We start from the raw sequence: 25,013 nt of genomic DNA, 5'->3' as shown, positions 1-25,013 counted from the left end.
CCAGCCTCGGCGGGCTGGATGCCACAACCGATGCCTGGGGATGATGACACGTGTCTATCGCGGCTTTCAGACGCCCGTCAAGACACCGCAATATTCTTCCCCGCATCTCGGCCTCACCCTTGACCCCGGCCAAAAACATGCCGTAACACTAGCGATCGTCAATTTCACGCCATGCAACTATTGGGGCCACGGGCCCTCCATCAGCCAGGGAGTGAAGCACCATGACCGACGATCCATCGCGGCGAAAAGTCCTCCGGAACAGCGGGGTTCTGGCAGGAGCGGCCCTGCTCTCCGGCCTGTCGGGCACGCTCGACGCACACGCCGCCCCACGCGCCGACGAACCCTCGCCCGTCGTGGAACTGCCCGCCGGCAGACTGCGCGGCGCCGTCGAAGGAGGCCTCACGGTCTTCAAGGGCGTGCCGTACGCGGCCCCGCCGATCGGCGCCCTGCGCTGGCGGCCGGCCCAGCCCCATCCCGGATGGTCCGGAACGCGCGACGCGACCGCGTTCGGCCCGAGCGCTCCACAGCCCTACCGGGAAGGGGGCGACCAGGTCCTCGGCACGCACGGCTCGCCACCCTTCGACGAGGACTGCCTCACGCTCAACGTCTGGACCCCGAAGGCAGACGGCGCCAAGCGGCCGGTGATGATCTGGATCCACGGCGGCGGCTTCATCTCCGGATCCGGCTCGCTGCCCATCTACTCCGGCGAGACCTTCGCACGCGACGGCGACCTCGTTGTCGTGACCATCAACTACCGCCTCGGGCCGCTGGGTTACCTCTACTTCGGCGAGGAGGGCGCCGGCGGGAACTTCTGGCTCACCGACCAACTCGCCGCCCTGCGCTGGGTACGCGAGAACATCGCCGCGTTCGGCGGGGACCCCGACAACATCACCGTCGCCGGCCAGTCCGGCGGCGCGCTGTCGGTCGCGGCGCTGGCCGGCGCCCGGACCAAGGGCCGCCCGCTGTTCCGGCGCGCCATCCTGCAGAGTCCGCCGCTCGGGCTCCAGATACCCACCCGGGCCGAGTCGCTTCAGCGCTCCGCCACCTACCTGGACATCCTCGGGGTCAAGGACGTGGCGGCACTACGGGCCGTGCCGTGGCCCCGGCTCGTGGCGGGGACCTTCGAGATGTTCCAGCGCACCGGACGGTGGGGGTACTGGTCGACCCCGTACCTGCCGGTGCTCGACGAGGTCACGCTGGACCGCAACCCGGCCGAGCTCCTGCTCGGCGGCGCCGCGGCGGACATCGACGTCATGATCGGCTGGACCAGGGAGGAGGCCAACTTCGCCTTCGCGCTCAGCGAGCCGTACGCCGCCGCGACCAAGGAGCAGGTGCTGGCCCGGGCGAAGGACACCTTCGGCAGCCGGGCGGGCGAGGCCTACACCGCGTACGAGGAAGCCCGCCCGGGCGCCCGCCCGGTGGACGTCCTCATGGATCTGATCGGCGACGACCTGTTCCGCATGCCCTGCGTGGCACTGGCCGAACGGCGGGCGGCGAGCGGACGCCCGGTCTGGGCGTACCAGTTCAACCTCCCGACCCCCGCCCACGACGGTCAACTCGGGGCCGCGCACTGCCTGGAGCTGCCGTTCGTCTTCGACAACTTCGACAAGTGGTCGCACGCTCCCTTCCTGGCGGGACTCGCCCCCCGGGTCCGTGACGGACTCGCCGCGACCATGCACGCGTCCTGGATCTCCTTCGTCCGCACGGGCAGCCCCAACCACGACCCCATGCCGCAGTGGGACCGCTACGACCGCAAGTCCCGTACGACGATGGCCCTCGACTCGGTCACCACCGCCACCGACGACCTCGCCGGTTACTGGCGGCGCCTGCGCCAGCCGGCGGCCTCGTAACCGCCTGTGACCTGGACGGGACACCGTCCAGGTCACGGCGCTCCGTCACGCATAGGCGCCGGACAGCAGATGACCGGCTCCGGGCGCCACCGCCGGGAGGTCCAGGGCGCGCAGCATCTGGTGGGCCGTGCACACGGCCGCCGAGACGACGGGCTTGCCCAGGAGCTGTTCGGCTTCCTCGATGGCGCCCAGGGAGGGCATCTGGACGCACGCGGAGAGCACGACGGCGTCGGCGTCGCTGTGGTTCAGAGCCTTGGCGAGCGCCGGAAGGCGTGCGGGGTCGTGCGCGGCGACGTCCAGGTTGTTCGGGATCTCCAGAGCCTCGTAGTCGAGCACCTCGATGCCCTCGTGGGTGAGGTAGTCGACGACGGTCTTCGTCAGCGGGCGCATGTACGGGGCGATCAGCGCGATCTTCTTCGCCCCGAGGGTGTCGAGACCGTGGACCAGGGCGCCGGCACTGGTGACCACGGGCGCGGGGGCGCCGTTTTCCGCGGTGCGCAGGTGCAGGCGCTCCTCGGAGGTGCGGTGGTAGCCGAGCCCCATGCTCATGATGGCGACCAGGCAGGCGTAGCCGAGTACGTCCACGTGCGCGTCGGAGAGCTCGACCGCGCACCGGTCGGAGTCGGCGTCCATGGCCTTGAGCTGCTCCGGGGTCACGTGGGTCATGCGCATCCGGCTGGAGTGGAAGGTGAAGCGTTCCGGCGCGACGGCTTCCCGGGCGCGCAGGATCGCCGGGACCTCGGTCTCCATCGTCACGTTGGAGCTCGGCACGATCTGGCCGATGCGGTAGGGGCGGTGGGTGCGGATGGTACGGGCGGTACGGGAGGACATGGTGTTCGCTCCTCAGCGGGCGTCGACGACGGGGTTGGCGAGGGTTCCGATGCCTTCGACGGTGGCTTCGACGGTGTCGCCGGGGTGCAGGAACTCGGGCGGGACCATGCCGGCTCCCACGCCCGCCGGCGATCCGGTGGCGATCACGTCTCCCGGTTCCAGCGTAACGCCGGAGGAGATGTCGGCGATGAGGCGGGCGATGGGGAAGAGCATGTGGCGGGTGTTGGACTTCTGCTTGGTGACACCGTTGACGCGCAGCGAGAGGTCCAGGTCCATCGGGTCCGGAATCTCGTCGAAGGTGACGACGGCGGGGCCGAAGGGGGCGTAGGAGTCCTGGCCCTTGGAGAAGAACCACTGGCCGGAACGCCGCTGGTCGCGGGCGCTGATGTCGTTGACGATGCTGAAGCCGAAGATGTGGTCGTACGCCTCCTCCTCGCTCACGCGGAAGGCGGTGCGGCCGATGACCACGGCCAGTTCGCACTCCCAGTCCAGCTGCGCGGTCAGGTCGCCGTTGTGCAGGATCGGCTGACCGGGGCCGGTGACCGCCGTGGCGGGCTTGCTGAAGAGCACCGGCCGCGAAGGCCGTTCCTTGTCGGTGTCCAGGCTGCGGCTGGACTCCTCGACGTGTTCGACGTAGTTCAGCCCGACCCCGATGATCTTGCCGGGGCGCAGCGGGGCCCGCAGCGACACCTCGTCGATCCGGTGCACGGCATCGGCCGGCCAGGCCGCGGGGCCGCCGGCCAGCAGGCCGCGCGCGGCTTGCCGGGCACTCGCGCCCGCCTGGATGAACGACAGCAGGTCCGCGGGGAGTTGTACGTCGGCCAGGAAGGCCAGGGACGCGAGGTCGACGACGAGGTCGTCGGCCTGCGCTCCCAGGCGGTCGGGCGAGCCGTCAGTGGAGTCGGCGGTGAAGGTGACCAGCCGCATGGGGTGCTCCTTGCGTGTGCGGGGTGAGGGAGGGACGGAGGGGGAAAGGGGAAGGGGAGCGGTGCTCCGCCGGGCCGGCGCCGGTGTCAGGGCCGGCGGCGTCCGGCCCGGCGGAGCGGTTCAGGGGGTGTCCGGCAGATCAGGGTCGGATGGCCCTAAGCGGTGGGCTGGTGCCCGCCGTTGTCGGGGTACGCCTCTTCGCGGTGGAAGCCGAGCGAGCGCATGACGGGGAAGTCGTTGAAGGAGAACAGGCAGGCGTCCTCGGACGGGTCGAGGTTGTGGTGCTCGTGCCAGGCCCAGGAGGGGACGCAGAACATGTCGCCCTTCTGCCATGCGAAGCGCTGCCCGGCGATCACCGAGACGCCCCGCCCCTTGGCCGCGGTGTAGATGACCGACCCCGTGTGGCGGTGGGCCAAGGTGGCCTGGCCGGGCCGCAGGAGCTGCATGTGGGCGCCCATGGTGGGCATGACGGAGCCGCCGGTCACCGGGTTGCTGTACTCCGCGATCACACCGTCGTACGGGGAGCCCTCGGTGGCCTTGGCCAGGCCCAGCAGGGCCTCGTAGGTGGGCTCCCAGGGGAAGGCGAGCAGCGGGGAGTAGGGCCTGGTCCACTTCTCCACGCCGTACGGCAGGAGGTTCGCGCCGTAGGTCAGCACCGAGGAGTTGATGACCTTGCCAGGGGTCTGGTACAGCTCGGGGTGGACCTCGTAGAAGCCGGCGTCGAGGGCGTTGACCAGGGGGATGTCGAGTCCGTCCTGCCAGATGACGGGGGCGTCCTCGGCCTCGTTGCCATGCTCGTGCCAGGTGCCGTTCGGGGTGATGGCGAAGTCTCCGGGTCCGACCTTCAGCTTCTGGCCGTCGACGATGGTCCAGGCGCCCGTGCCCTCGTGGACGAAGCGCAGCGCGGCGGCCTGGTGGCGGTGGGCGGTCATGGCCTCGCCGGGGCCCATGATCTGCAGGCCGGTGTAGAGGAGTCCGACGGCGGCGCTGACGTCCTTGCGGCCCGGGTTGACGAGCATCACCACGCGCCGGCCGGCGTCGTCGGCCTTGACCAGGTCGAGGGCCTTGCGGACCAGGGGCCGCAGTTCGCTGTAGCGCCACAGCACGGGTATGGACTTCGGCTGGGGGTACCAGGGCTCGATGTCGTTGGCCACGGTCCACAGCGCGCCGGCTTCGAGCTGGGCGAGTTCGCCGTAGAACGCGGTGAGTTCGGGGGAATCGGATACCCGTGCCCGGCCCAGTCGGCTGTCGTCGTACTCGGTGGTCATGCGTCCTCCTTCGTGGTGCCGTTTGTTTCGGTGCTTGCAGTGCTTCCGGCGTTTCCGGTGCTTCCGGCGTTTCCGGCGTTCCCGGTGCTTCCCGTGGAGCGGGGCCCCGCGGTGGGGGTGGGATCGGTCGCGAAGGTCACCGGGGTACGGGGGCGGTTGTCGACGTGGAGCTGGAAGACGTCGAACCGGTTGTAGTGGCCGACGATGTCGTGCATCTGCTTCGGCTGGATGCACTTGGCCAGGTCGATCTCGGCGTAGACGATGCCCTCGGCGTCGATCAGCGGCTCGGTCACGGGCCGGCCGTCGGGGCCGAAGATGCCCGACAGGGCGCTGCGGGGACGGGCGAGCATGCGGCGTACGTCCTCGTCGTCGCCCGCGATGGCGTCGACGATCTCCGGGCTGACCGTCGAGCAGGCGACGACGGAGAAGACCTTGCCCTCGAAGCTGTGGGCGGCCGTGCGCACCGCGATGGCGTCGGCCATGTCGTAGTCGGCGGGCGCCACCGGCAGGGCGATGTAGCAGGAGGCGTGGACCAGTTCGCCCTGGGCCAGGAGGGTGAAGCGGGCCAGCGTGTTGGTGTTCTCCCCGCAGGCGAGGACGCCGAGGGGTCCGACGGGGGTCCGGTGGACCTTCAGCGAGCTGCCGTCACCGCCGGTCCAGGTGAGCTTCTCGGCCCAGGTGGGCACCAACTTGCGGTGGATTCCGAGGAGTTCCCCGTCCGGGCCGATGGTGAGCAGCGTGTTGTAGAGCACGCCGAGGCTGTGCGGGCCGCGCTCGTTGACCCCGATGACGAGGACCACGCCGTACTGGCGTGCCGCGGCCCGCAGTTGGTCCACGTAGGGGCCGGGAACGTCGATGGCCGAGCGGTAGAGGCGCTCGAACCAGGGCGAGCCCTGGACCGGATTCATCGTCCAGTTCCAGTACGGGTACCCGGGCACGAACACCTCGGGGAAGACGACCAGTTCGGCGCCGTGCGCCGCCGCCTCCGCGATGAGCCCGACCGCCTTGTCGACGGTCGCCGCTGCGTCCAGGTACACGGGGGCCGCCTGCACGGCGGCCGCGGTGAAGCGTGGCAGATTGTCCATCGGTTCTCCGGATCAGCGGGCGGCCGCGGCAGCGGCGGCGAGGACGTGCGGAACCCAGCGCTGGTGCACGGGCGCGGAGGCCTCGCGGAGCAACTGGAGGCGGGGCGGTACGCGGTCGGTGCGCGCACCCGGCGGGCGGCCCATGCCCGCCCGCCAGGAAACGGGCCACGGCGCGGCCGGGCCGCTGTAGCCCTGGGCGGCCGCGGCGTGCAGGGTCCACAGCGGGTCGTGCAGCTGCGCACGGCCGACGGCGCACAGGTCGGCCCGGCCGGCCAGGATGATCGAGTTCACGTCGTCGTACGTGGATATCGCGCCGACGGCGATGGTGGGGAGCGCGGTGGCGTTGCGGATGAGGTCGGCGTACGGCGTCTGGTAGCTGCGGCCGTACCGGGGCCGCTCGTGGGCGACGACCTCCCCGGTGGACACGTCGACGGCGTCGGCGCCGGCCTCGCCCAGGGCGCGGGCGATCTCCACCGCGTCGGCCTCGCTGGTGCCGCCGTCGGCCCAGTCCGCCGCGGAGATGCGGACCACCAGGGCCTTTCCCTCGGGCCAGACGGCGCGTACCGCGCGCAGCACTTCCAGGGGGAAGCGCAGCCGGCCGGTGAGGTCCCCGCCGTATTCGTCCGTCCGCACATTGGTGAGCGGCGAGAGGAAGCCGGACATCAAGTGACCGTGGCCGTACTGGAGTTCGAGCGCGTCGAAGCCGGCACGATGGGCCCGTCCGGCCGCGGCGGCGAAGTCGCGCACGATGGCGTCCATGTCCTGGCGGGTCGCCTCCCGCGGGACGGCGGCGTGCTCGCCCCAGGCCAGCGGGGAGGCGGCGATGAGCGGCCACCCGTCGGCTCCGAGCGGGACGGTCCGGCCGTCCGGCCGGGGCACGCCGGTCGCGGCGCGGCGCCCGGCGTGGGTGAGCTGGACGCCCAGGCAGGTGTCGGACTGGCCGTGCACGAAGTCGGTGATGCGCCGCCAGGCCGCCTCCTGCTCATCCGTGTACAGGCCGGGGCAGCCCGCGGTGGCCCGGCCGTCCGCGCTGACCGCGGTCATTCCGGCGAAGACCAGACCGCAGCCGCCCAGGGCCCGGGTGCTCAGGTGGACGAGCTCGAAGTCGCCGGGGAGGCCGTCCCGTGCGGAGTACAGCGCGACGGGCGGCGCGACGACACGGTTGCGCAGGTGCAGGCCGCCCAGTCGGAACGGGCGGAACATCGGCGGGACGGGTGCGGCGCCGGCGGGCCGGGCGGCCGTCAGCGCTTGGCCGTCGGCGTGCCAGGAGTCGACGGCGGCGGTGAACTCCTCGTCGCGTACCCGCAGGTTGTCGTAGGTGACGCGGCGGCTGCGGGTGAGGAGGTTGAAGGCGAACTGCGGGGGCTCCTGCGCCGTGTAGCGGCCGACGTTCTCGAACCATTCGAGGCTGGCCTGGGCGGCACGCTGGGTGGATTCGACGACCGGCCGGCGCTCGGCTTCGTACGCGGCGAGCGCCGAGGCCACGTCGGGCTGTTCGTGCAGGCAAGCGACCAGGGCGAGGGAGTCCTCCATGGCGAGCTTGGTGCCGGAGCCGATGGAGAAGTGGGCGGTGTGGGCCGCGTCGCCGAGGAGGACGACATTGCCGTGGCGCCAGGAGGCGTTGCGGACGGTCGTGAAGCGGATCCACTTCGAGGCATTGGGGATCAGGCGGTGGCCGTCGAGGTGGCCGGCCAGGATCTCCTCGCACAGCCGCACGCTCTCCTCGTCGCTCTCACCGCGTGCGAACTCCCGGTCGGCGAGGGCCGCGAAGCCCGCCCGTCGCCAGTCCTCCTCCGCGATCTCCACGATGAAGGTGCTGCGCCGGTCGTCGTACGGGTAGGCGTGGACCTGGACACTGCCGAAGTCCCGCTTCTCGACGATGAAGGTGAAGGCCTCGAAGACGCGGTCCGTGGACAGCCACATGTAGCGGCAGTTGCGCTCGTCCAGGTCCGGCCGGAAGGTGTCGGCGTACGTCTCGCGGACCGCGGAGCGGATTCCGTCCGCGGCGACCACCAGGTCGTAGTCGGCGGAGAGTTCCCCGACGGGCGGCGCCTCGGTGCCGTAGCGCACCTCCACGCCGAGCTCCGCGCAGCGCCCCTGGAGGATCTCCCGCAACCGGTTGCGGTCCAGGGCGGCGAAGCCGTGACCCCCGGAGACGTGGACCTCGCCGCCGTAGCGGACATCGATGTCGCTCCACCGGGCGAACTCCGCGGACATCGCCTCGAACACGACGGGATCGGCCTGCGCGATGCCGTCCAGCGTCTCGTCGGAGAAGACGACGCCGAAGCCGAACGCGTCGTCACGGGCGTTGCGCTCCCAGACGGTGATCTCCCACTCCGGTGAGAGCTGCTGGGCCAGTGCCGCGAAGTACAACCCGCCGGGCCCTCCTCCGATGACTGCTACACGCACGGTGTTCCTCCTAGTGGTTCCAGGGCACAGAATATGTCGCATCTTTGGCGACCGTCAAGAATGCAACACATCCTGAGGGGCGCATCGCCTCGCGTCACGCGAAGACCTCGGGGGCCTGCGGACCCGCCTTCGTCAGGACCTCCCGCACGTCATCGGGCCAGGGCGTGGTTCCGGTGGCGCGCGCGGCGGAGTGCGCGATGACCATCCGTCCGGTGGCGGCCGACTCCTCCCCCTCGCCGAGGACGGTGAAGGCGTAGTGCAGCGAGCTGGTGCCGACCTTGACGACCCTCAGTTCGGTACGGACGGCCTCGCCGAACCACAGCCGGGCCCGGTAGTCGGCCTCGAAGTGGACGCGGGGCGTACTGCCGAAGAGGTGGGCCAGCCCCAGCCGCCGCAGCAGGACGGCCTCGGCCGCCTCGACCCAGCGCACCACCGTGGAGTGGTGGTAGTGGCCGGCGGCGTCCGTGTCGGGCCATTCGACACGCCGTTCGACGACGACGCTGGGCAGGTTCTGCCGGCGGGCTTCGGGGCATCCGGCGGCGCAGCTGTCCGTCGGCGCGGTTGCCACCGGCTGCGGGCTGGAAATGTCCATGATCATGCCTTTCGTTCGACTGACGGCCACAGCACTAGTCGGCGGCGGAATGGGCGCGCCTGCGCAGCTCGGCGCGCTGGAGCTTTCCGTTGCTGGTGCGCGGGAGATCGGTGACGAACTCGACGGCGCGCGGGTACTTGTAGGGAGCGACGGTCCGCTTCACGTGGTCCTGGAGCTCCTTGACCGTCGCCTCGTCGGGTGCGACTCCCCCGCGCAGGACCACGTACGCCTTGACCAGCATTCCGCGGCGGTCGTCCGGGGCCCCGACGACGCCGCATTCCTCGACGTAGGGGTGGGTGGCGAGCGCCTTCTCCACCTCGGGCCCGGCGATGTTGTAGCCGGAGGAGACGATCATGTCGTCGCTGCGGGCCACGTACCAGAAGTAGCCGTCGGCATCCCGGACGTAGGTGTCGCCGGTGATGTTCCAGCCGTTCCTGACGTACACGCTCTGGCGCGGGTCGTCCATGTACCGGCAGCCCGTGGGGCCGGTGACCGCGAGGAGGCCGGGCTGCCCGTCCGGGACGGGCTCGCCCTTCTCGTCGACCACGCGGGCCCGGTAGCCGGGGACGGGCCGGCCCGTCGAGCCCGGACGGATGTCGCCGTCGGAGGCCGAGATGAACACGTGGAGCATCTCGGTGGCGCCTATGCCGTCGATGATGCCGAGTCCGGTGGCGGCGTGGAACTCCTCCCACACCGCCGCGGGCAGCGCCTCCCCGGCGGACACGCACCGGCGCAGGCCCGCCAGCCGGCCCACCGCACCGGCCGACATGATCGCCCGATAGGCGGTGGGCGCCGTGAAGAGCACGGTGACTCCGTGCTCCGCCACGAGATCGGCCAGCCGCTGCGGGGCGGCATGTTCGATCAGCAGGGTCGCCGCACCCGCGTACAGGGGGAAGACCACCAGTCCGCCGAGCCCGAACGTGAAGGCCAGGGGCGGGGTTCCGGTGAAGACGTCGTCCTCGTCGGGCCGCAGGACGTGGCGTGAGAACGTGTCGGCGTTGGCCAGGACGTCCCGGTGGAAGTGCAGGGTCGCCTTCGGCCGTCCGGTCGTTCCCGAGGTGAAGGCGATCAGGGCCACGTCGTCGGCCGCGGTGGCGACGCTGGAGAACCGCCCGTCCTTGGCCGCGCAGCGCGCGACCAGGTCCTCCTCGCCGGGACCGCCGTACGCCAGGACCGGCGGGCCGACGGGTTCGACGGCGGCGAGTTCGTCGAGGTACCGGTGGTCGCACACGGCCACGGTCGGCCGGCTGATCTCGCACAACTCCGCGAGCTCGCCGGCGCGCAGCAGCGGCATGGTGGTGACGGCGACGCCGCCGGCCTTCAGCACCCCGAACCAAGCAGCCACCAGCCAGGGGTTGTTGGGGCCGCGCAGCAGCACCCGGTTGCCGGGGACGAGGCCGAAGTCCTCGGTCAGCACCTGGGCGACCCGACTGGCACGTTCCAGCAGGTCACCGTACGTCCACCGGTCGCCCTCGGGCGTCAGCAGGCAGGGCCTGTCCGGCCCCCAGCGCCGGACGGCCTCGTCGAGCAGTCGATGAGCACAGTTGAGCCGGTCCGGGTATCTCAACTCCGGTAGATCGAAGTGGAGTTCGGGCCAGAGGGCGATCGGGGGGAGCCGATCGCGACAGAAGGTATCGGCGTGAGCAGACGGGGAGAGCTCCATGGGGCGGCACCTCAATCTCGGGGCAGCGGGGAGAGTGGAGCAAGTATCTCGCTAAACTTGCGACCGTCAATAGCTCGCTATAAAAATGCACGCCCGCCGTCGACCAGGTGGTGTTACACGTGTAACATCCTAGGCATCACCCCCGAAGGAACTCAAGCATTTCGGACATACACCCCGAAGGGGGTGCGATTCAGGGAACGAGAACGACCTTGCCGAGGTTGCGGCGCTGCTCGATGAGGGCGTGGGCCCGGGCGGCTTCGGCCAGTGGGATCTCCTCGTGCACGGCGGTGCGCAGGACCCCCGCGTCGCGCATGTGCCAGAGCTCCCGCAGCCACCGGTCGTACAGTTCGGGCTTGCCGAAGGCGATGGCCCGCATCTGGAAGCCGATCATCGAAGCGCCGCGGACCAGGAGTTCGTACGCCTCCACGGTGCCACCGCCGGAGCTGAAGGCCACCAGGCGGCCGCCCGTCGCCAGGGCCCGCACGGCGGGTCCGAGCAGGTCGCCGCCCACACCGTCGAGGATCACGTCGTACGGGGCGCCCCAGTCGGCGTCCTCGTACAGGACGACCTCGTCGGCGCCCAGGCCGCGGACGAAGTCGGACTTGCCGGCGCTGCTGACGGCGGCGACGACGCGGGCCGCCCCGCCGGCCTTGGCGAACTGGAGGGCGAGCGTGCCCACGGCGCTGGCCGCCGCCGTGACCAGGACCGAATCGCCGGGTTCCACGCGTGCGGCCTCGTAGGCGCCGCGCGCCACCAGCCCGCTGCGGACCAGGGCGACCGCCTCCACGGCGCTCGCGCCGTCCGGGATCCGGGAGGTCATCGCGGCGTTCAGTACCGCGAACTCCGCATAGGCGTCGGCGAAGCACAGGCCGGTGACGCGGTCCCCGACGGCGAAGGCGGTGACTCCCGCGCCTGCGGCGACGATCTCCCCGGCGACCTCGCCGCCGAACGGGACCGGCTCGCCGCCCTCGCGGACCTTGCGCACGGTGGGCAGCGTCACCCCGACCGCCTCGACCCGGACCAGCACCTCCCCGGCTCCCGCCGCGGGCACGTCGGCCTCCTCGGCGAACAGCACCTCGGGCCCACCGTTGACCTCATGGCGAATGCGCAGCACAGGACCTCCCGATCCGTTTCATTGGGAGTCCCAACGATAAAACCAAAGTCATTGGGAAGTCCAATGAATTACGGATAGGCTCAGTGTGTGACGTCAGACCTCCAGCACATCCAGTCCATGCCGACCTGGCTCGTCGGCCGCGTCGCGGCGCGCGGCCGGGGCCTGGTCGCCGACGCGATCGCCGCGGAGGGACTGAAGCTCATGCACCACGCGGCGCTCGCCGCGATCGCCGAGTACGGCCCCGTGGCCCAGGCGGAGCTGGGCCGACGGCTCGCCGTCGACCCCAAGGACATGGTCGGCATCCTCAACCACCTTCAGGGGATGGGCCTCGCCCTCCGCGCCCCCGACCCCACCGACGGCCGCAAGAACGCCGTCACCGTCACCCGGGAGGGCGCGGCCGTCCTCGCCCGCTGCGCGGCCCTGACCGAAGCGGCCAACGCCGAGCTGCTGGCCCCGCTCGCCCCGGACGAGCGGAACCAGCTGATGGCGCTGCTGACCCGGCTGCACGAGGCGCCCTGAGGGCTGTCCCGTAAATGATCTCTGGGCCGGCGTGGACGTGGTTGCCACGCGTCGCAGAGGGACCGGCTCACCGCACCCGGGCGAGGAAGAGGTCGCTGAACAGGACCATGGAGACGCCGCCACCGTGGGCGTTCAGGACCTGAGCAGTCTCGGCGAGAACCTGCTCGCGCCGGTCGGAGGGCAGGACGCGATAGCGCGAGAGCGAGGCCAGGTATCCCATGTAGTGGTCAGCGTCGTAGTACCGGTCCTGCCGATACCGGATGGCACGCAGGTCCGTGAAACGGCCGTCGCGGCGGCACTCGTCCTCAGGCCAGCCGGACGGCAGCCCACCCCACCTCCCGGGCACCTCTCCAAAGGAGGACGCCAGCTCGCTGTGCGGTGCACCGGCCATCCCGTGACGGCCGTCGACCTCGGCCAGCGCGGCATGCACATCCGCGTCATGGACCCCCTGCGGGTTCCAGAACAACGCCACCGCGCCCCCCGGCACAAGGGCATCGTGCGCAAGGTCCCAACGCCGCTCCGGATCCGTCCAGTGCCAGGACGTAGCAGCCAAGACCAGCCCGAAGCCACGGCCGTCCGGCTGCCAGTCCTCGAAGACACCGACATGCACCCGCACCGCTGGAAAATTCACGGTGTTGCGGCGCAGTACCTCCGCCATGCGCGGGTCAGGCTCGATGCACACCAGCGGCGTGCCCGCCGCTGCGAACGGCACCGTGGCCTTGCCGGTCCCCGCGCCGACCTCCACCGCCGCACGGTCACCCAAGGCCGCGTACGCCAGCACCTCCGCAACCAGAGCGTCCGAATATCCCGGGCGAGCGGCATCGTAGAGCTCGGCCACCTCACCGAACACCCGACTGCGCGCCCTGTCGACCTCTCCCCGCCCGGTCATCCGCACCCCCTTCGACATCCCGATCGGCAACGCCAACCCATCGATGACAACGAAATACGCGACCACGCGCAACAGGCCCCGCCCGCACATGATCCACCGAGGGCGGGGCCGCCGTCAGTCGACGTCAGCCGAGCCGGAGGCCGTGGCCGTAGGGGAAGAGCGGGTCGCCCGAGTCGTTGGGCACGTCCTCGTGCCCGGCGACGACGCTCTCCATGGAGCGCGGGAGCTCGAAGGGCAGCCGCCCCTCGGGGGCCACCCGGCCGAAGAGCACGTCCAGCAGTGCCTCGTCCGAGGCCCCGAAGTCGGCCACCAGCGCTGCCGCCGCGTCCGCGATCTCGGGTATGACGGCCGCCCGGTCCAGGAAGACGTCGACGACGGCCGGAACGGCGGAAGCCACCTGGAGCACGGGCCGCAGCTCCTCCTCGGTGAAGTCGAGGCGGCCCGCACGGAAGAACGATTCAAAGCCGGTCGTCCGCCCCTTGTCGTACGGGGCCGCGATGCGCAGCACCGCGACATCCGCCTCCTCCGGGGTGTCCACGACGGTCGCGTACTGCGCGGCGACGGCGCGGTCGATGCCCTCGGCATAGATCCGGATCCCGGGAGCGAGCGGCAGCAGGGGTCCCGCGGCGCCGGCCGGCCGGTCCTTGAGGACGGTGACCGAACGGCTCTGGGCGGCGCGGCCGGCGGCCGTGAACTCCGGGTTGCCGCAGATGAGGGCGGCCCGGTCGGGGTCCACGTACGGATCGTCGAAGAGGCCGAGCACGAACTTCTCCCTCAGCAGCCGCACGACCGAGCGGTCGATCCGCTCGGCCGTGACCCGGCCGGCGCGGACGAGTTCCACGACGAGCTCGGGGGCCGCCTCGCCGCCGAGCTGGTCGGCTCCGGCGTCGAGGATGCGTTCCACCCGGGTGAGCCGGTCCAGGTCCTCGACGCCCCAGGCGCGCGCGGGGAACGGCGCCCCGAAGATCTGCGTGTCGGTGACCAGGCCCCAGTCGGTGCAGACGATGCCGTCGAAGCCGTACTTCTCGCGCAACAGGCCGGTGATGACGCCCTTGTTGAAGCCGAAGCCGACTTCCTCGTACGGCGTGCCGATGGGCATCGCGTAGTACGGCATGATCTGCGAGGTGCCGGCGGCGAAGGCGGCCTCGAACGGGATCAGGTGGTAGTCGAAGTTGTCCCCCGGGTAGTCCTGTTCGCGCCCGTACGGGAAGTGGGCGTCCTCGCCGTTCAGTTGGGGTCCGGCGCCGGGGAAGTGCTTCGTCATCGCCGAGACGCTGCGGGTGCCGGGCGTCTCGCCCTGGAGCCCCCGGATGTACGCGCCGACGAGGCGGGCGGCCACGTCGGCGTCGGAGCCGAAGGTGCCGAGCACGCGCGGCCAGCGGGGCTCGGTGGCCAGATCGGCCGTCGGGTGGAGGGCGAGGCGGATGCCGACCGCGAGGTACTCCTGACGCACGATGTCGGCGTGGCTGCGCACGAGTTCCTCGTCGTCGACCGCGGCGAAGCCGGGCGGTTCGGGCCACAGCGAGAACCCGGCCGTGTGCGCGCTCGCCGCCGGATTGTCGACGAATCCGTTGCGGGGGTCGGTGGACACGGTCACCGGGATCCCGAGGCGTGTCGCGCCGGCCAGATCCTGGAGGCGGTTGTTCCACTCGGCCATGCGGCGCGGCTCCGCCGCTCCGAACAGATTGAAGTGGCTCATCAGTTTGCCGGTCACCATTGCGGACGTGGAAGCGCGCATGGGGTCGTCGTCGGGCTCCCCCGGCTCCGGCTCCACGAGGGAGCCGTCGGGGTTGACCGTGATCATGGTCTGGAAGAGGAGTCCGGCCTTCTCCTCCAGCGTCATGCGCGACAGGAGGTCCGCGACCCGCTCGTCCACGGGCAGGCGAGGATCCTCGTACGGTTCCATGACGCCGTTGCCGTTCAGATCGCGGTACGGAGTGCCGTCCGGGGCCGCGAGGGTGCGCGGCCGGACCGCCGGAGTGTGTGCCATCGATTTCTCCTCGGAGCTTGAGGGGGACGCCGCTCCCCCCAGTCGCGGCGTCCCTGCGGCATGATTACACGTGTAACAACGCTTTAGCCAGACCCCTGGTCCTACAGCTACAGAGCTACAGAGCTACAGCCATAGCCGGTCCTCCGCGGCGAGGACCGCCTCGCGCTCCAGCAGCGAGGCGAAGGCCCGGTGCAGCAGCAGACACACCCCGCCCCCCAGCAGCGCGCCGGCGACGGTGTCACTGAGCCACTGCGCGTGCAGCCAGGTCCGGCTCCACATCATGGCCGCGACGTACAGGGCTCCGAAGAGCCACCACCAGCGCCTCGCGCGGGGCGGAAACAGCACGACGCCGGCCACGATGACGACCGTCACGGCGGTGAAGACCTGGCCGGAGGGGTACGAGCCGTCGTTGACCAGCACCAGCGGGTGCGGCGGCCTCGGGCGGTCGGCCAGCGACTTCAGCGGAAGCACCACCAGCACGTTCGCCAGGACGGCGGCCGTGAAGGCGAACAGCCCCGAGCGCCAGCGCCCGAAGACGCAGAGGCCGCCGGCCAGCGCGAGCGGGATGACCGTCCCCAGCGGGCCGCCGAGCCGGTCGAGCAGGAAGGCGAGGCCGGCGGCCGCTCCATCGCCCCCACCCCCGTCCATCGACCGCGCCCAGCGGTCGTCGAGCGCCTGGAAGAAGGGCTGCTGCCCGCCGCTGAGCAGGAGACCGAGGGACAGAGCCGTCAGCAAGAGCGCCGCCCCGGACAGCAGGGCGCCGCGCGGGGGTGGAGCGGGGACGTGGTGCCGAGAAGCAACGGACGCCATCGGGAGCGAATGCTTCGCGGAGTTCGAGTGAGCCATGTCTGTCTGCCTACTGTCGCGATCGCCCTCCCGGCGTGCGAGCACGGGAGGGAACGGGAGGCGGGTACACCGATCCGGCGGACGCGAGCGGGCGTGTACGCCTCACGCTGCGGCCGGGCCGGAGAAGGGTAGGGGAAAGCGGCGCCGCGGACACCGTCGATCGACGGCGGTCGGGCCGGAGCGGCAACGGGTGGTAGCGTCGCGCCAGCGGAGAGTATCGCGCCTACGTGGCTCTCGCTACAAAGGCAACATAACTTTCGGACAGACCGCCGATCGACCTGATCGCGCTCATCGACCTGATCGCGCTGATCGCGCCCGCTAGGTTCTGTCTCTTCGGTCAGCGTCGTGCCCAGATGAGGATCGCGGCGAGGTGGAGTGCTGCCTGGTAGGCGGTGGCGAGTTTGATGCCCCTATGGATGTCAAGCAGCGACGCAGGCGGGTCCTGACTGGTCAGCCGGAGTGTTCGCTGGGACGAGAAGTCGGTAGATCTCTCGTGCGACGTAGCGTTTGAGGCAGCGGATGATCTCGCGGCGTGTCTTGCCCTCGGTCAGACGTCGTTGCAGGTAGTCGCGGGTGCGGTCGTCCCAGCGCAGACGGCTGAGGACGATCCGGTAGAGGGCGGCGTTCGCCTGGCGGTCGCCGCCGCGGTTCAGCCTGCGGCGCTGTGTCTTCCCGGAGGAAGCCTCGACCGGGCTGGTGCCGCATAAGGCTGCGAAGGACGCCTCGCTGACGAGTCGCTCGGGGTTGTCGCCGGCCGAGATGAGCAGGGCAGCGGCGCTGTCCGGGCCGACGCCACGGACTTCCAGCAGGCCCGGCGTGCTGACTTCGACGGCCTCGGCTATCCGCTTGTTGAGATCGTCGATCTCTTCGGTCAGGTGCCGGATGCGGCGGGCCAGCAGCCTCAAGGTGTGACGGGCGGCCCCGGCCGGCTCCCTCGCGTGCTGGGGGTCGAGGTCGGCGCACCGCTTGAACAGGTGCGGGTTGCTCAGCCCGGCCAGCGACTCGCGGAGGGCGGAGTCAGCTGAGACCAGGACGCTCTTGAGCTGGTTGATCGCCTGGGTCCTGGACTTGATCGCGGACCCCTTCGCCAGCTTGAACAGCCGGAGCATCTCGACTGGACCGTCGCCGGTCTTCGCCGCGGCGGTGGCGCGTCCGGTCAGCACAGCGCGGGCGGCGGCCTCGGCGTCGATGGCGTCGGTCTTGCCGTGACGGCGTCGGGCGGCCTTGTCAGGCTGGTTGACCTCGATCACCTCGATACCCTCGGCCCGCAGGTGACGGGTCAGGGCGGCTCCGTAGGAGCCGGTGCACTCGACGCCGGCCCGCCGCAGCACGCCGAATGACCTTGCCCAGTCGAGGAGTTGCCGATAGCCATCGGCGGTCGCGGGGAAGCTGCGACCGTCCAGGGCGGCGCCGAGCACGGTGACGACGGCTGCGGCGTGGACATCCTTGTGAGTGTCCACGCCGAGCAGGACGTCCTCGACATCCTCCGGGACGTGACATGGGGTGGTGGACTGCGTGATGCTGGTCAAGGTCGCCTGTCTCCTGATCGCCTCGGGAACCGGTGGCCGTCGCCGGCCCGGGGGCGGTCAAGACTGTGACGGTGCCTGTCGCGAAGGCCCCTATCGGGACACATCCCCTGCCCGGCGGCAGCGAATACCGCCCCGAGCAATGGCCGACAGATCAAACTCAAGGCACCAGGGCCAGTCGTATCGCGAGTCAGGCCACCGCCCGAAGCGGCACCCCAACATCCTCACAGTCGCATCGTGTGGCCAGGCCGCGCCACTGCTTGAGGTGGTTGATGCAGCGTTCGACGCTGTTCCGCTGCTTGTAGATCTCGGCGTCGAAGCCGGGCGGGCGGCCGCCTCGGCGTCCTCGCCGCAGGCGGTGGCCGATCTGGTCGGACGGCTGCGGGATGACCGCGCGGATCCCGCGTCGTCGCAGGTGGGACTGGATGGCACGGGAGGAGTAGGCCTGGTCCGCGAGCACGGCCAACGGCCGGGTTCGGGGCCTGCCGGGCCCGCTTCGTGGCACGCGGATGCGGGCCATGACCGCTTCGAAGGCGGGTGCGTGGCCCGCGGTGACGGTCAGGGCCAGGGGCCGTGCACGGTCGTCGGCGGCCAGGTGGACCTTGGTGCTCAGGCCGCCGCGTGAGCGTCCGAGGGCGTGGTCGGCGGGCTCGCTGCGGCCTTCGGCCCCTTTTTGCGTGCTCCGGCGGAATGCTGGTGGGCGCGGACGACGGTGGAGTCGACCGAGACCGTCCAGCCGATGTCGTCACCGGCGTCCGCGGCCGCCGGCACGGCGGTCAGGATGTTCTGCCAGGTTCCGTCGACGGCCCATCTGATCAGCCGTTTGTGGGCGGTCTGGAACGGGCCGAGCTCGTCGGGCAGGTCCCGCCAGGGCGAGTTGGTGCGGTACTTCCACGCGATGGCCTCGAGCGTTCGCCGGTGATCAGCCCACCGCCGTCCACGGTCCGGATCGGCCGGCATCAGCGGCTCGATCCGGCCCCACATCGCATCAGTGATCACTAATCGGGCAGACACATCCGATCAACTGACCAACCCATCAAAGAGACACGCGCTAGCCAGGAGACCCCAGCCGGCAGCTCCCGCGGGGCAGTCGGGCCCTGGTCAGATCGTGACCGGGCCGTGGGCGGTGGCGAACTCAACCGAGACAAGGCCCGGTTCCTCATCCTCGACCCAGGTGACGTCGATCTGGTCGAGGGGGTGGTCGGCCGGTTCGCCGAGGAATTCGGCGATGGAGGCGGCGTCGCCGGCGATGGAGACCCCGTGGATGGTGGTGGAGGTGCGCGGGTCGGCGCTCGGGCGCTCCTCGATGGGGACCAACCACTGAAGGAAGTAGGGCAGTTGCGGGTCCTCCAGCAGTTCCAGCAGGCCGATCTGCTTCCACCTCAGGTCGAACCCGTCGGGGCGGACACGGTGGCCCTCGGCCGAGGTGCGGCCGAGGCGGGCCTCGACCGGGGCGATGTCGTCGACGGAGACCACCCAACCGAGCCAGCCGCCGCCCTCGGCGGCGCGGCGCGCGACCGCCCGGCCGAAGGGTGCGCGGTCGGCGGCGGGGTGGTCGAGTGTGGTGACGACCTCGACGTAGGTGCCGCCGCTCAGCGGGAGAATAAAATTGCGGGTGCCGAATCGCGGGTGCACGCCCCCGTCGACGAACCCGGCGCCGAGGGCCGATCCGATCCACTGGACGGTCGAGACGAAGCTGTCGCGGGCCACCGCATAGGACACGTGATCAAGTAGCACTGCGCCATCATCACCCGACAACCCGTACAAATCCCGACGCCACGCCCGACGCCACGCCCGCCGCCCCGGCCGCGTCCGCCGTGGATTCAGCCGTGGAGCGGATCGATCATCGTCATCCCGGCGGGGGAGGCCCGGTCGAAGCCAGGCAGCAGCGCTGCCGCCTCGTCGAGGCCCACGACCTGCTCGATCAGCCGCTGCGGGGCGAGCGCTGCTGCCACAGGATTTCGATCCGGCATGCAGCACCATGCGCACCGCACTTCCAAGAGACTGGCTCTAGGCGGAGGCCTTCCCCCGGCCGGCCGGCCCGCCGTTCGTCGGCGGGTACCCGGGCCGCGCCGGCATGGACGACAGCGCGGGCGCCGAGGGCAGCGGCGGGAGCGACGGCTCGTACAGCCAGGCCGCGAGCAGGTCGTCCACCGGGTCGGCGGCGTAGCGGGCCACGTGGGCGGTGAAGCCGGCGGTGGTCACCAGGCCGTGGCGGTGCACGGAGGCCCAGTCGCGCAGCATCCGGAAGAACGCGCCGTCGCCGAGGGCGCAGCGGACCGCGTGCACGGCGAGACCTCCGCGCTGGTAGAGGCGGTCGTCGAACATCAGCTTGCGGCCCGGGTCGGCCAGCCGCATGTCCTGCGCCTGCGAGGCCAGCAGCCGGTGTGCGGCGGCCGCCAGCTCGTGCGCGGTGCGGCCGCCGGAGCGCTCGGACCAGAGCCATTCGGCGTACTTCGCGAAGCCCTCGTTCAGCCAGATGTGCCGCCAGTCGGCGATGGTCACGCTGTTGCCGAACCACTGGTGCGCGAGCTCGTGGGCGATGAGCCGCTCAGAACCGCGTACGCCGTCCACGTGGTTGGCGCCGAACAGCGAGAGCCCCTGGGCCTCGACCGGGACGTCCAGTTCCTCGTCGGCGACGACCACGGCGTACTCGCCGAAGGGGTAGGGCCCGAACAGCTCCTCGAACAGCCGCATCATGGCGGGCTGCCGGGCGAAGTCGCGGGAGAACTGCGGCAGCAGGTGCGCCGGCACGTGGGCGCTCTGCGGGACGCCGCCGAGCCCGGGGTCACCGAGCAGCACGGTCTGGTACATGCCGATGGACAGGCCCACCAGGTAGCTGGAGGTCGGCGCGGACTGCTCGTACACCCAGGTGGTCGAGCTGGCCCGGGTCGTACGGGTGAGCAGCCGGCCGCCGATGACCACCGTGTAGGCGGACGGCGTGTTGACCGAGATCTGGTACGAGGCCTTGTCGGCGGGCCGGTCGTTGCACGGGTACCAGGAGGGCGCGCCGATCGGCTGGCTGGCCACCAGCGCGCCGTCGGTCAGTTCCTCCCAGCCGAGGCCGCCCCAGGGGCTGCGCACCGGCTTGGGGTTGCCCGCCCAGTGCACCTCCACGGTGAAGGCGGAGCCGGCGGGCAGCGGCTTGGCGGGCCGGATCCGGAGTCTGCCGCCGCGGTGGGTGTAGTGCGGCGCCCGGCCGTTCACCAGGACCCGGCCTATTTTGAACTCGGCCAGGTTCAGGTGGAACTCGGTGAGCGGCGCCCGCCCGGCGATCGCGCTGAGCCGGGCCGTCCCGGCCAGCCGGTTGGGGCCGGGACGGTATTCCAGAGCGAGTTCGTACCGGTGCACGCGGTAACGGGCGTCGCCGTTGGCCGGGAAGTACGGGTCCGATGCCGCCGATGCCGCTGTGTTCTGGCCGCTCACTGCCGCTTCCGCTCCCTGCGCTGTGCTCGTACGACGTGCTGGTGTGCGCCCGCTGCCACTGACGCTGCCGCTGACGGCGGCGCCGGTCCCGGCCGCCGCGCGGACGGCGCCGTCAGGACCGCCACGCCTCGATCGGATTGCCCAGCCAGCGGCTGTCGGCGGGGACGGATTCCCCGGCCATGACGAGAGAGGCGGGGCCCAGTGTGCTGCGGGCCCCGACCGTGCTCCCGGGCAGGACGATTCCGCCCGGGCCCAGGGTGGCGCCCTCACGGAGGACCACAGTATCCGTCCTCAAGATCCGGTCGTGGAAGAGGTGAGTCTGCAACACACAGCCGCGGTTCACGCTGACCGCGTCGCCCAGTACCACCAGGTCCGTCTCGGGCAGCCAGTAGCTCTCGCACCAGACGCCCCGGCCGATCCGTGCCCCGAGCCCGCGCAGCCACAGGGCCAGCAACGGCGTACCGGGTACCGATCCGGCCAGCCACGGCACGGCCAGCACCTCGACGAAGGTGTCGGCCAGCTCGTTGCGCCAGACGAAGCCGCTCCACAGCGGGTGCTCGCCCGCCCGGTGGCGGCCCACCAGCAGCCATTTCGCGACCACCGAGACCAGGCACGCGGCCGCGCCGGCGGCGAGCAGGACCGCTCCGGACAGCAGCGCGGCGCCCCCGATCCCCAGACCGCTCGTGGTGATCAGCGCGCAGAGCGCCGCCACGGTCAGCACGGCCAGCGCGGCCGAGCAGAAGACGGGGACGAGTCGGCACAGCTCCACCAGGCCGCGCGCCCACAGCAGGTGCGCGGGCGGATCGTACGTCCGGCTCTGGTCGGCGTCCGCGGCGGACCGCGGCAGCCGGACCGGGGGCAGGCCCAGGTACGAGCTGCCCTTCTTGGCCTTCTTCGGGGTCGCGGACAGGACGCCGACCAGCCCGTCGTCCGGCACGGTGCGGCCCGGCGCGGTCATCCCGGAGTTGCCGAGGAAGGCCCGGCGGCCGATCTCGGAGTGCCCGATCCGCACCCAGCCGCCGCCCAGTTCGTAGGGGGCGGTCAGGGTGTCGTCGGCGAGGAACGCGCCTTCGCCCACGGTGGTCAGACTCGGCAGCGCGAGCACGGTGGACACCTCCGCGCCGCGGCCGATCTTCATGCCGAGCAGCCGCAGCCACACCGGGGTGATGAGCCCGGCGTACAGCGGGAAGAGCGTTCCCCGGGACAGGTCCATCAGCTGGGTGACGGTCCAGGCCTGCCAGCCGACCCGGCTGTGCGTCGGATGGCTTCCGGTACGCAGGCCCAGGCTGAGCAGGCGCACGGAGACCAGCAGCAGGAGCGCGTACGCGAACCCGTAGGCGAGCGCCCCGGGGACCACGGCGAGCAGCGCTCCGCGCAGGGCCGGGGCGAGCCCGGCGCCGGCGGGCACGAACCGGCTCACCACGAGCAGGGCGGGCAGGGTGGCGAGCACGGGCAGGGCGGTGAGGCCGAAGCCGGTCGCCCCGTACATGGCGCGCCAGTGGACCGAGCGCGGCGGGCGTTCCTTGGGCCAGTTGCGCTTGGCCTTGCCGAGCTTGCCGGCGGGCGCTCCGGCCCAGCGCTGGCCGGTCGGGATCTGGCCGACCACGGCGGAGCCGGGGGCCACTTCGGCCCGCTTGCCGACGCGCGCGCCGGGGAAGAGGATGCTGCGGGTGCCGACCACGGCGCCCGCGCCGACCTTGACCGGGCCGATTTCGAGGCGGTCGCCGTCCAGCCAGTGCCCGGAGAGGTCGACCTCGGACTCGACGGCGCAGCCGCGGCCGAGCTTGAGCATGCCCGTGACCGGGGGCAGCGAGTGCAGGTCCACCTCGGGGCCGATCTTGGCGCCGAGGGCCCGGCCGTAGCGCTCCAGCCAGGAGCCGGTGAGCGAGGTCGCGCCGACGTACTCGGCCAGCCGCTCGGCCGTCCAGAGCCTCAGGTGCACGCTTCCGCCGCGCGGGTAGCGTCCCGGCTTCACCCCGCGCAGCAGGAGGCGGGCGCCGCCGGCCGCGATCGCGAGCCGGCCCGGGGGGCTGAAGAGCAGCGCCGCACCGGCGGCGACGAGCCACCAGGGCGCGGTCGGCGCCCACGGATAGGTGCCGAACCAGCTCAGTACGTTGCCCAGGGCCAGCAGCGCCACCGTCCAGCGCAGGCCGACCAGGGTGAACAGCGGGAGCAGCAGGAGCGACTGCGCCACCTGGGAGCGGAGCGGGACCGGTACGACGGTCCGGGCGGCGCCGTCGTCCTGTACGGATTTCTCCAGCCGCCGGGCCAGCTTGCGCAGGGTGGGCTGCTGGTAGATGTCGAGTACGGCCGCGCGCGGGTAGCGGGTGCGCAGCCGGGTGGTGAGCTGGGCGGCGGCGAGGCTGTTGCCGCCGATCGCGAAGAAGTCGTCGGCGGCGCCGGTGACGGCCACGCCGAGGGTCTCGCTCCACTGCTCGGCGAGCCAGGCCTCCGTGCCGTACAGCTGCTCGGTGGGGCCGGTGGTCTCCAGTTCGGGCAGCGGCCAGGGCAGCGCGTCCCGGTCCACCTTGCCGGAGGTGCGGGTCGGCAGTTCGCCGACGGGCGCGAGCAGCGGCACGAGGGCCGCGGGCAGCTCGGCGCGCAGCCGGGTCACGGCCGCGGCGTGGTCCCAGCCCTCCTGGGTGACGAGGTAGCCGACGAGCAGCTGGTTGCCGCTGCGGGCCGTGCGGACGGCGGCGGCCGCGCCGGCCACGCCGGGCAGTGCCTGCAGGGCGGCGTCCACCTCGCCCAGCTCGATGCGGCGGCCGCCGAGTTTGATCTGCTCGTCGGCGCGGCCGAGGAAGACCAGCCCTTCCGGTTCCGCGCGGACGAGGTCGCCGCTGCGGTAGGCGCGCTGCCAGCCGAGGGACTCCAGCGGGGCGTACTTCTCGGCGTCCTTCTCGGGGTCGAGGTAGCGGGCGAGGCCGACGCCGCCGATGACGAGCTGGCCGCTGCCGCCCATCGGCACGGGCTCGCCGGACTCGTCGACCACGGCCAGTTCCCAGCCGTCCAGCGGGAGACCGATCCGGATCGGCTCCTCACCGGTCAGGAGTGCGGCGCAGGCGACGACGGTGGCCTCGGTGGGCCCGTAGGTGTTCCAGACCTCGCGGCCCTCGGTGACCAGGCGCTGGGTCAGCTCGGGCGGGCAGGCCTCGCCGCCGAAGATCAGCAGCCGGACCTCGTTCAGGGCCTCGGGCTCCCAGAGCGCGGCCAGGGTGGGGACGGTGGACACCACGGTGATCTCCTGGTCCACCAGCCAGGGCCCGAGGTCGGCGCCGCTGCGCACCTGGGAGCGGGGTACGGGCACGAGGCAGGCGCCGTAGCGCCAGGCCAGCCACATCTCCTCGCAGGAGGCGTCGAAGGCGACGGACAGTCCTGCCATGACGCGGTCGCCGGGTCCGATCGGCTCCTCGGCGAGGAACAGCGCGGCCTCGGCGTCCACGAAGGCGGCGGCGCTGCGGTGGCTGACGGCGACGCCCTTGGGCTTGCCGGTGGAGCCGGAGGTGAAGATGATCCAGGCGTCGTGCTCGGGTCCGGGCCGCGCGACGGACGCTCCGGCACCGGCGGGGCGGTCCCCGGCGGGGCGGTCCTCGTCGGGGTCCTCGTCGGGGCCGGTGACGTCGATGCGCTGTCCGGCGCCCAGCACCGCCCGCACCCGGGCCTCGCCGAAGACCAGCTCGGCCCGCTCGTCCGGGTCCTCGGCATCGACAGGTACGTAGGCGGCGCCCGCGGCGAGTACGGCGAGGATGCCCGCGTACAGCTCGTTGGTCCCGGACGGCACGCGGACGCCGACCCGGTCGCCGAGACCCACCCCGGCGGCCGCGAGGGCACGCCGCCGGCGCTCGACCTCGGCGGCCAGCGCCCGGTAGGTCAGCTGCTCGGAGCCGTCGTCCAGGGCGAGCTCGTCGGGGTACGCCCGTACGGAGGCCTCGAAGATGTCGACGAGGGTGCGCGCGGGGGCGGCGGGCCCGGCGGCGAACCGGGCGAACTTGACGGACTCCTCGCGCGTTGCGCCGTCGTCGAGCAGAGTGAGTTCACCGCGCTCAGGTGTGGCTGACATCGGCCCTCGCGTCTCGTT

At 71.7% G+C, this 25,013-nt stretch carries 19 protein-coding genes; 2 read left to right on the top strand and 17 right to left on the bottom strand.

The window, feature by feature from the left end; translation table 11 throughout:
- Positions 1-221: 221 nt before the first annotated feature.
- Positions 222-1,850 carry a carboxylesterase/lipase family protein gene (locus ACZ45T_RS19470; RefSeq protein ID WP_468442835.1) on the top strand — a complete coding sequence of 543 codons (1,629 nt, stop codon included), beginning with the start codon at positions 222-224 and terminating at the stop codon, positions 1,848-1,850.
- Positions 1,851-1,895: 45 nt separating this feature from the next.
- Here the strand turns inward: ACZ45T_RS19470 and ACZ45T_RS19465 are convergent, their stop codons facing one another.
- From ACZ45T_RS19465 to ACZ45T_RS19430, 8 genes are all read right to left on the bottom strand, one after another.
- Positions 1,896-2,681 (bottom strand): maleate cis-trans isomerase family protein, encoded by a 786-nt coding sequence (locus ACZ45T_RS19465; RefSeq protein ID WP_468442833.1) that lies wholly within the window; start codon positions 2,679-2,681, stop codon positions 1,896-1,898.
- Positions 2,682-2,693: 12 nt separating this feature from the next.
- Positions 2,694-3,608: a fumarylacetoacetate hydrolase family protein gene (locus ACZ45T_RS19460; protein WP_468442831.1), complete on the bottom strand. Its 915-nt coding sequence runs from the start codon at positions 3,606-3,608 to the stop codon at positions 2,694-2,696.
- A gap of 155 nt (positions 3,609-3,763) precedes the next feature.
- On the bottom strand, positions 3,764-4,876 hold the full coding sequence (locus ACZ45T_RS19455) for a cupin domain-containing protein (protein WP_468442829.1): 1,113 nt from the start codon (positions 4,874-4,876) through the stop codon (positions 3,764-3,766).
- Positions 4,873-5,961 (bottom strand): carbon-nitrogen hydrolase family protein, encoded by a 1,089-nt coding sequence (locus tag ACZ45T_RS19450; RefSeq protein WP_468442827.1) that lies wholly within the window; start codon positions 5,959-5,961, stop codon positions 4,873-4,875. Before ACZ45T_RS19450 ends, ACZ45T_RS19455 begins: the two co-directional genes overlap by 4 nt.
- A gap of 12 nt (positions 5,962-5,973) precedes the next feature.
- Positions 5,974-8,370 carry a bifunctional salicylyl-CoA 5-hydroxylase/oxidoreductase gene (locus ACZ45T_RS19445; protein WP_468442825.1) on the bottom strand — a complete coding sequence of 799 codons (2,397 nt, stop codon included), beginning with the start codon at positions 8,368-8,370 and terminating at the stop codon, positions 5,974-5,976.
- Between the two features lie 94 nt (positions 8,371-8,464).
- Entirely contained in the window at positions 8,465-8,962 is a 498-nt protein-coding gene (locus ACZ45T_RS19440; RefSeq protein WP_468442823.1) for an acyl-CoA thioesterase, read from the bottom strand.
- 34 nt (positions 8,963-8,996) lie between these two features.
- Positions 8,997-10,625 carry an AMP-binding protein gene (locus tag ACZ45T_RS19435; protein ID WP_468442821.1) on the bottom strand — a complete coding sequence of 543 codons (1,629 nt, stop codon included), beginning with the start codon at positions 10,623-10,625 and terminating at the stop codon, positions 8,997-8,999.
- Positions 10,626-10,815: 190 nt separating this feature from the next.
- A complete protein-coding gene (locus tag ACZ45T_RS19430; RefSeq protein WP_468442819.1) occupies positions 10,816-11,739 on the bottom strand; it encodes a quinone oxidoreductase family protein in 924 nt (307 codons plus the stop codon).
- A gap of 117 nt (positions 11,740-11,856) precedes the next feature.
- On the opposite strand from ACZ45T_RS19430, the gene ACZ45T_RS19425 reads away from it, so the two are divergent.
- Positions 11,857-12,258, top strand: a complete 402-nt coding sequence (locus tag ACZ45T_RS19425) for a MarR family winged helix-turn-helix transcriptional regulator (protein WP_468443090.1) — start codon at positions 11,857-11,859, stop codon at positions 12,256-12,258.
- Between the two features lie 67 nt (positions 12,259-12,325).
- Here the strand turns inward: ACZ45T_RS19425 and ACZ45T_RS19420 are convergent, their stop codons facing one another.
- From ACZ45T_RS19420 to ACZ45T_RS19380, 9 genes are all read right to left on the bottom strand, one after another.
- Entirely contained in the window at positions 12,326-13,213 is an 888-nt protein-coding gene (locus tag ACZ45T_RS19420; RefSeq protein WP_468442817.1) for a class I SAM-dependent methyltransferase, read from the bottom strand.
- Between the two features lie 58 nt (positions 13,214-13,271).
- On the bottom strand, positions 13,272-15,137 hold the full coding sequence (locus tag ACZ45T_RS19415; protein WP_468442815.1) for a glycoside hydrolase family 3 protein: 1,866 nt from the start codon (positions 15,135-15,137) through the stop codon (positions 13,272-13,274).
- Positions 15,138-15,260: 123 nt separating this feature from the next.
- The gene (locus ACZ45T_RS19410) at positions 15,261-15,983 is read right to left on the bottom strand and encodes a phosphatase PAP2 family protein (RefSeq protein WP_468442813.1); all 723 of its coding nucleotides are present in this window, start codon (positions 15,981-15,983) and stop codon (positions 15,261-15,263) included.
- Between the two features lie 419 nt (positions 15,984-16,402).
- A complete protein-coding gene (locus tag ACZ45T_RS19405; protein WP_468443088.1) occupies positions 16,403-17,503 on the bottom strand; it encodes an IS110 family RNA-guided transposase in 1,101 nt (366 codons plus the stop codon).
- A 196-nt stretch (positions 17,504-17,699) separates the two neighbouring features.
- Positions 17,700-18,523, bottom strand: a protein-coding gene (locus ACZ45T_RS19400) for an IS5 family transposase (protein WP_468442811.1) whose coding sequence is annotated in 2 segments (ribosomal slippage) — positions 17,700-18,181 and positions 18,181-18,523 — 825 coding nt in all. Because the reading frame shifts where the segments join, the coding sequence is not laid out codon by codon here.
- Positions 18,524-18,610: 87 nt separating this feature from the next.
- Complete coding sequence (locus tag ACZ45T_RS19395) at positions 18,611-19,246, bottom strand: VOC family protein (RefSeq protein ID WP_468442809.1); 636 nt, start codon at positions 19,244-19,246, stop codon at positions 18,611-18,613.
- An 86-nt stretch (positions 19,247-19,332) separates the two neighbouring features.
- Positions 19,333-19,464: a hypothetical protein gene (locus tag ACZ45T_RS19390; protein WP_468442807.1), complete on the bottom strand. Its 132-nt coding sequence runs from the start codon at positions 19,462-19,464 to the stop codon at positions 19,333-19,335.
- Between the two features lie 55 nt (positions 19,465-19,519).
- A complete protein-coding gene (locus ACZ45T_RS19385) occupies positions 19,520-20,935 on the bottom strand; it encodes a M1 family metallopeptidase (protein WP_468442805.1) in 1,416 nt (471 codons plus the stop codon).
- 112 nt (positions 20,936-21,047) lie between these two features.
- Entirely contained in the window at positions 21,048-24,995 is a 3,948-nt protein-coding gene (locus tag ACZ45T_RS19380) for a Pls/PosA family non-ribosomal peptide synthetase (protein ID WP_468442803.1), read from the bottom strand.
- Between the last annotated feature and the right edge of the window lie 18 nt (positions 24,996-25,013).

It is taken from the genome of Streptomyces sp. NPDC030995 (assembly GCF_055571215.1).
The sequence above is the reverse complement of the archived record's forward strand: the minus strand, read 5'-3'. Positions and strand labels throughout refer to the sequence as shown.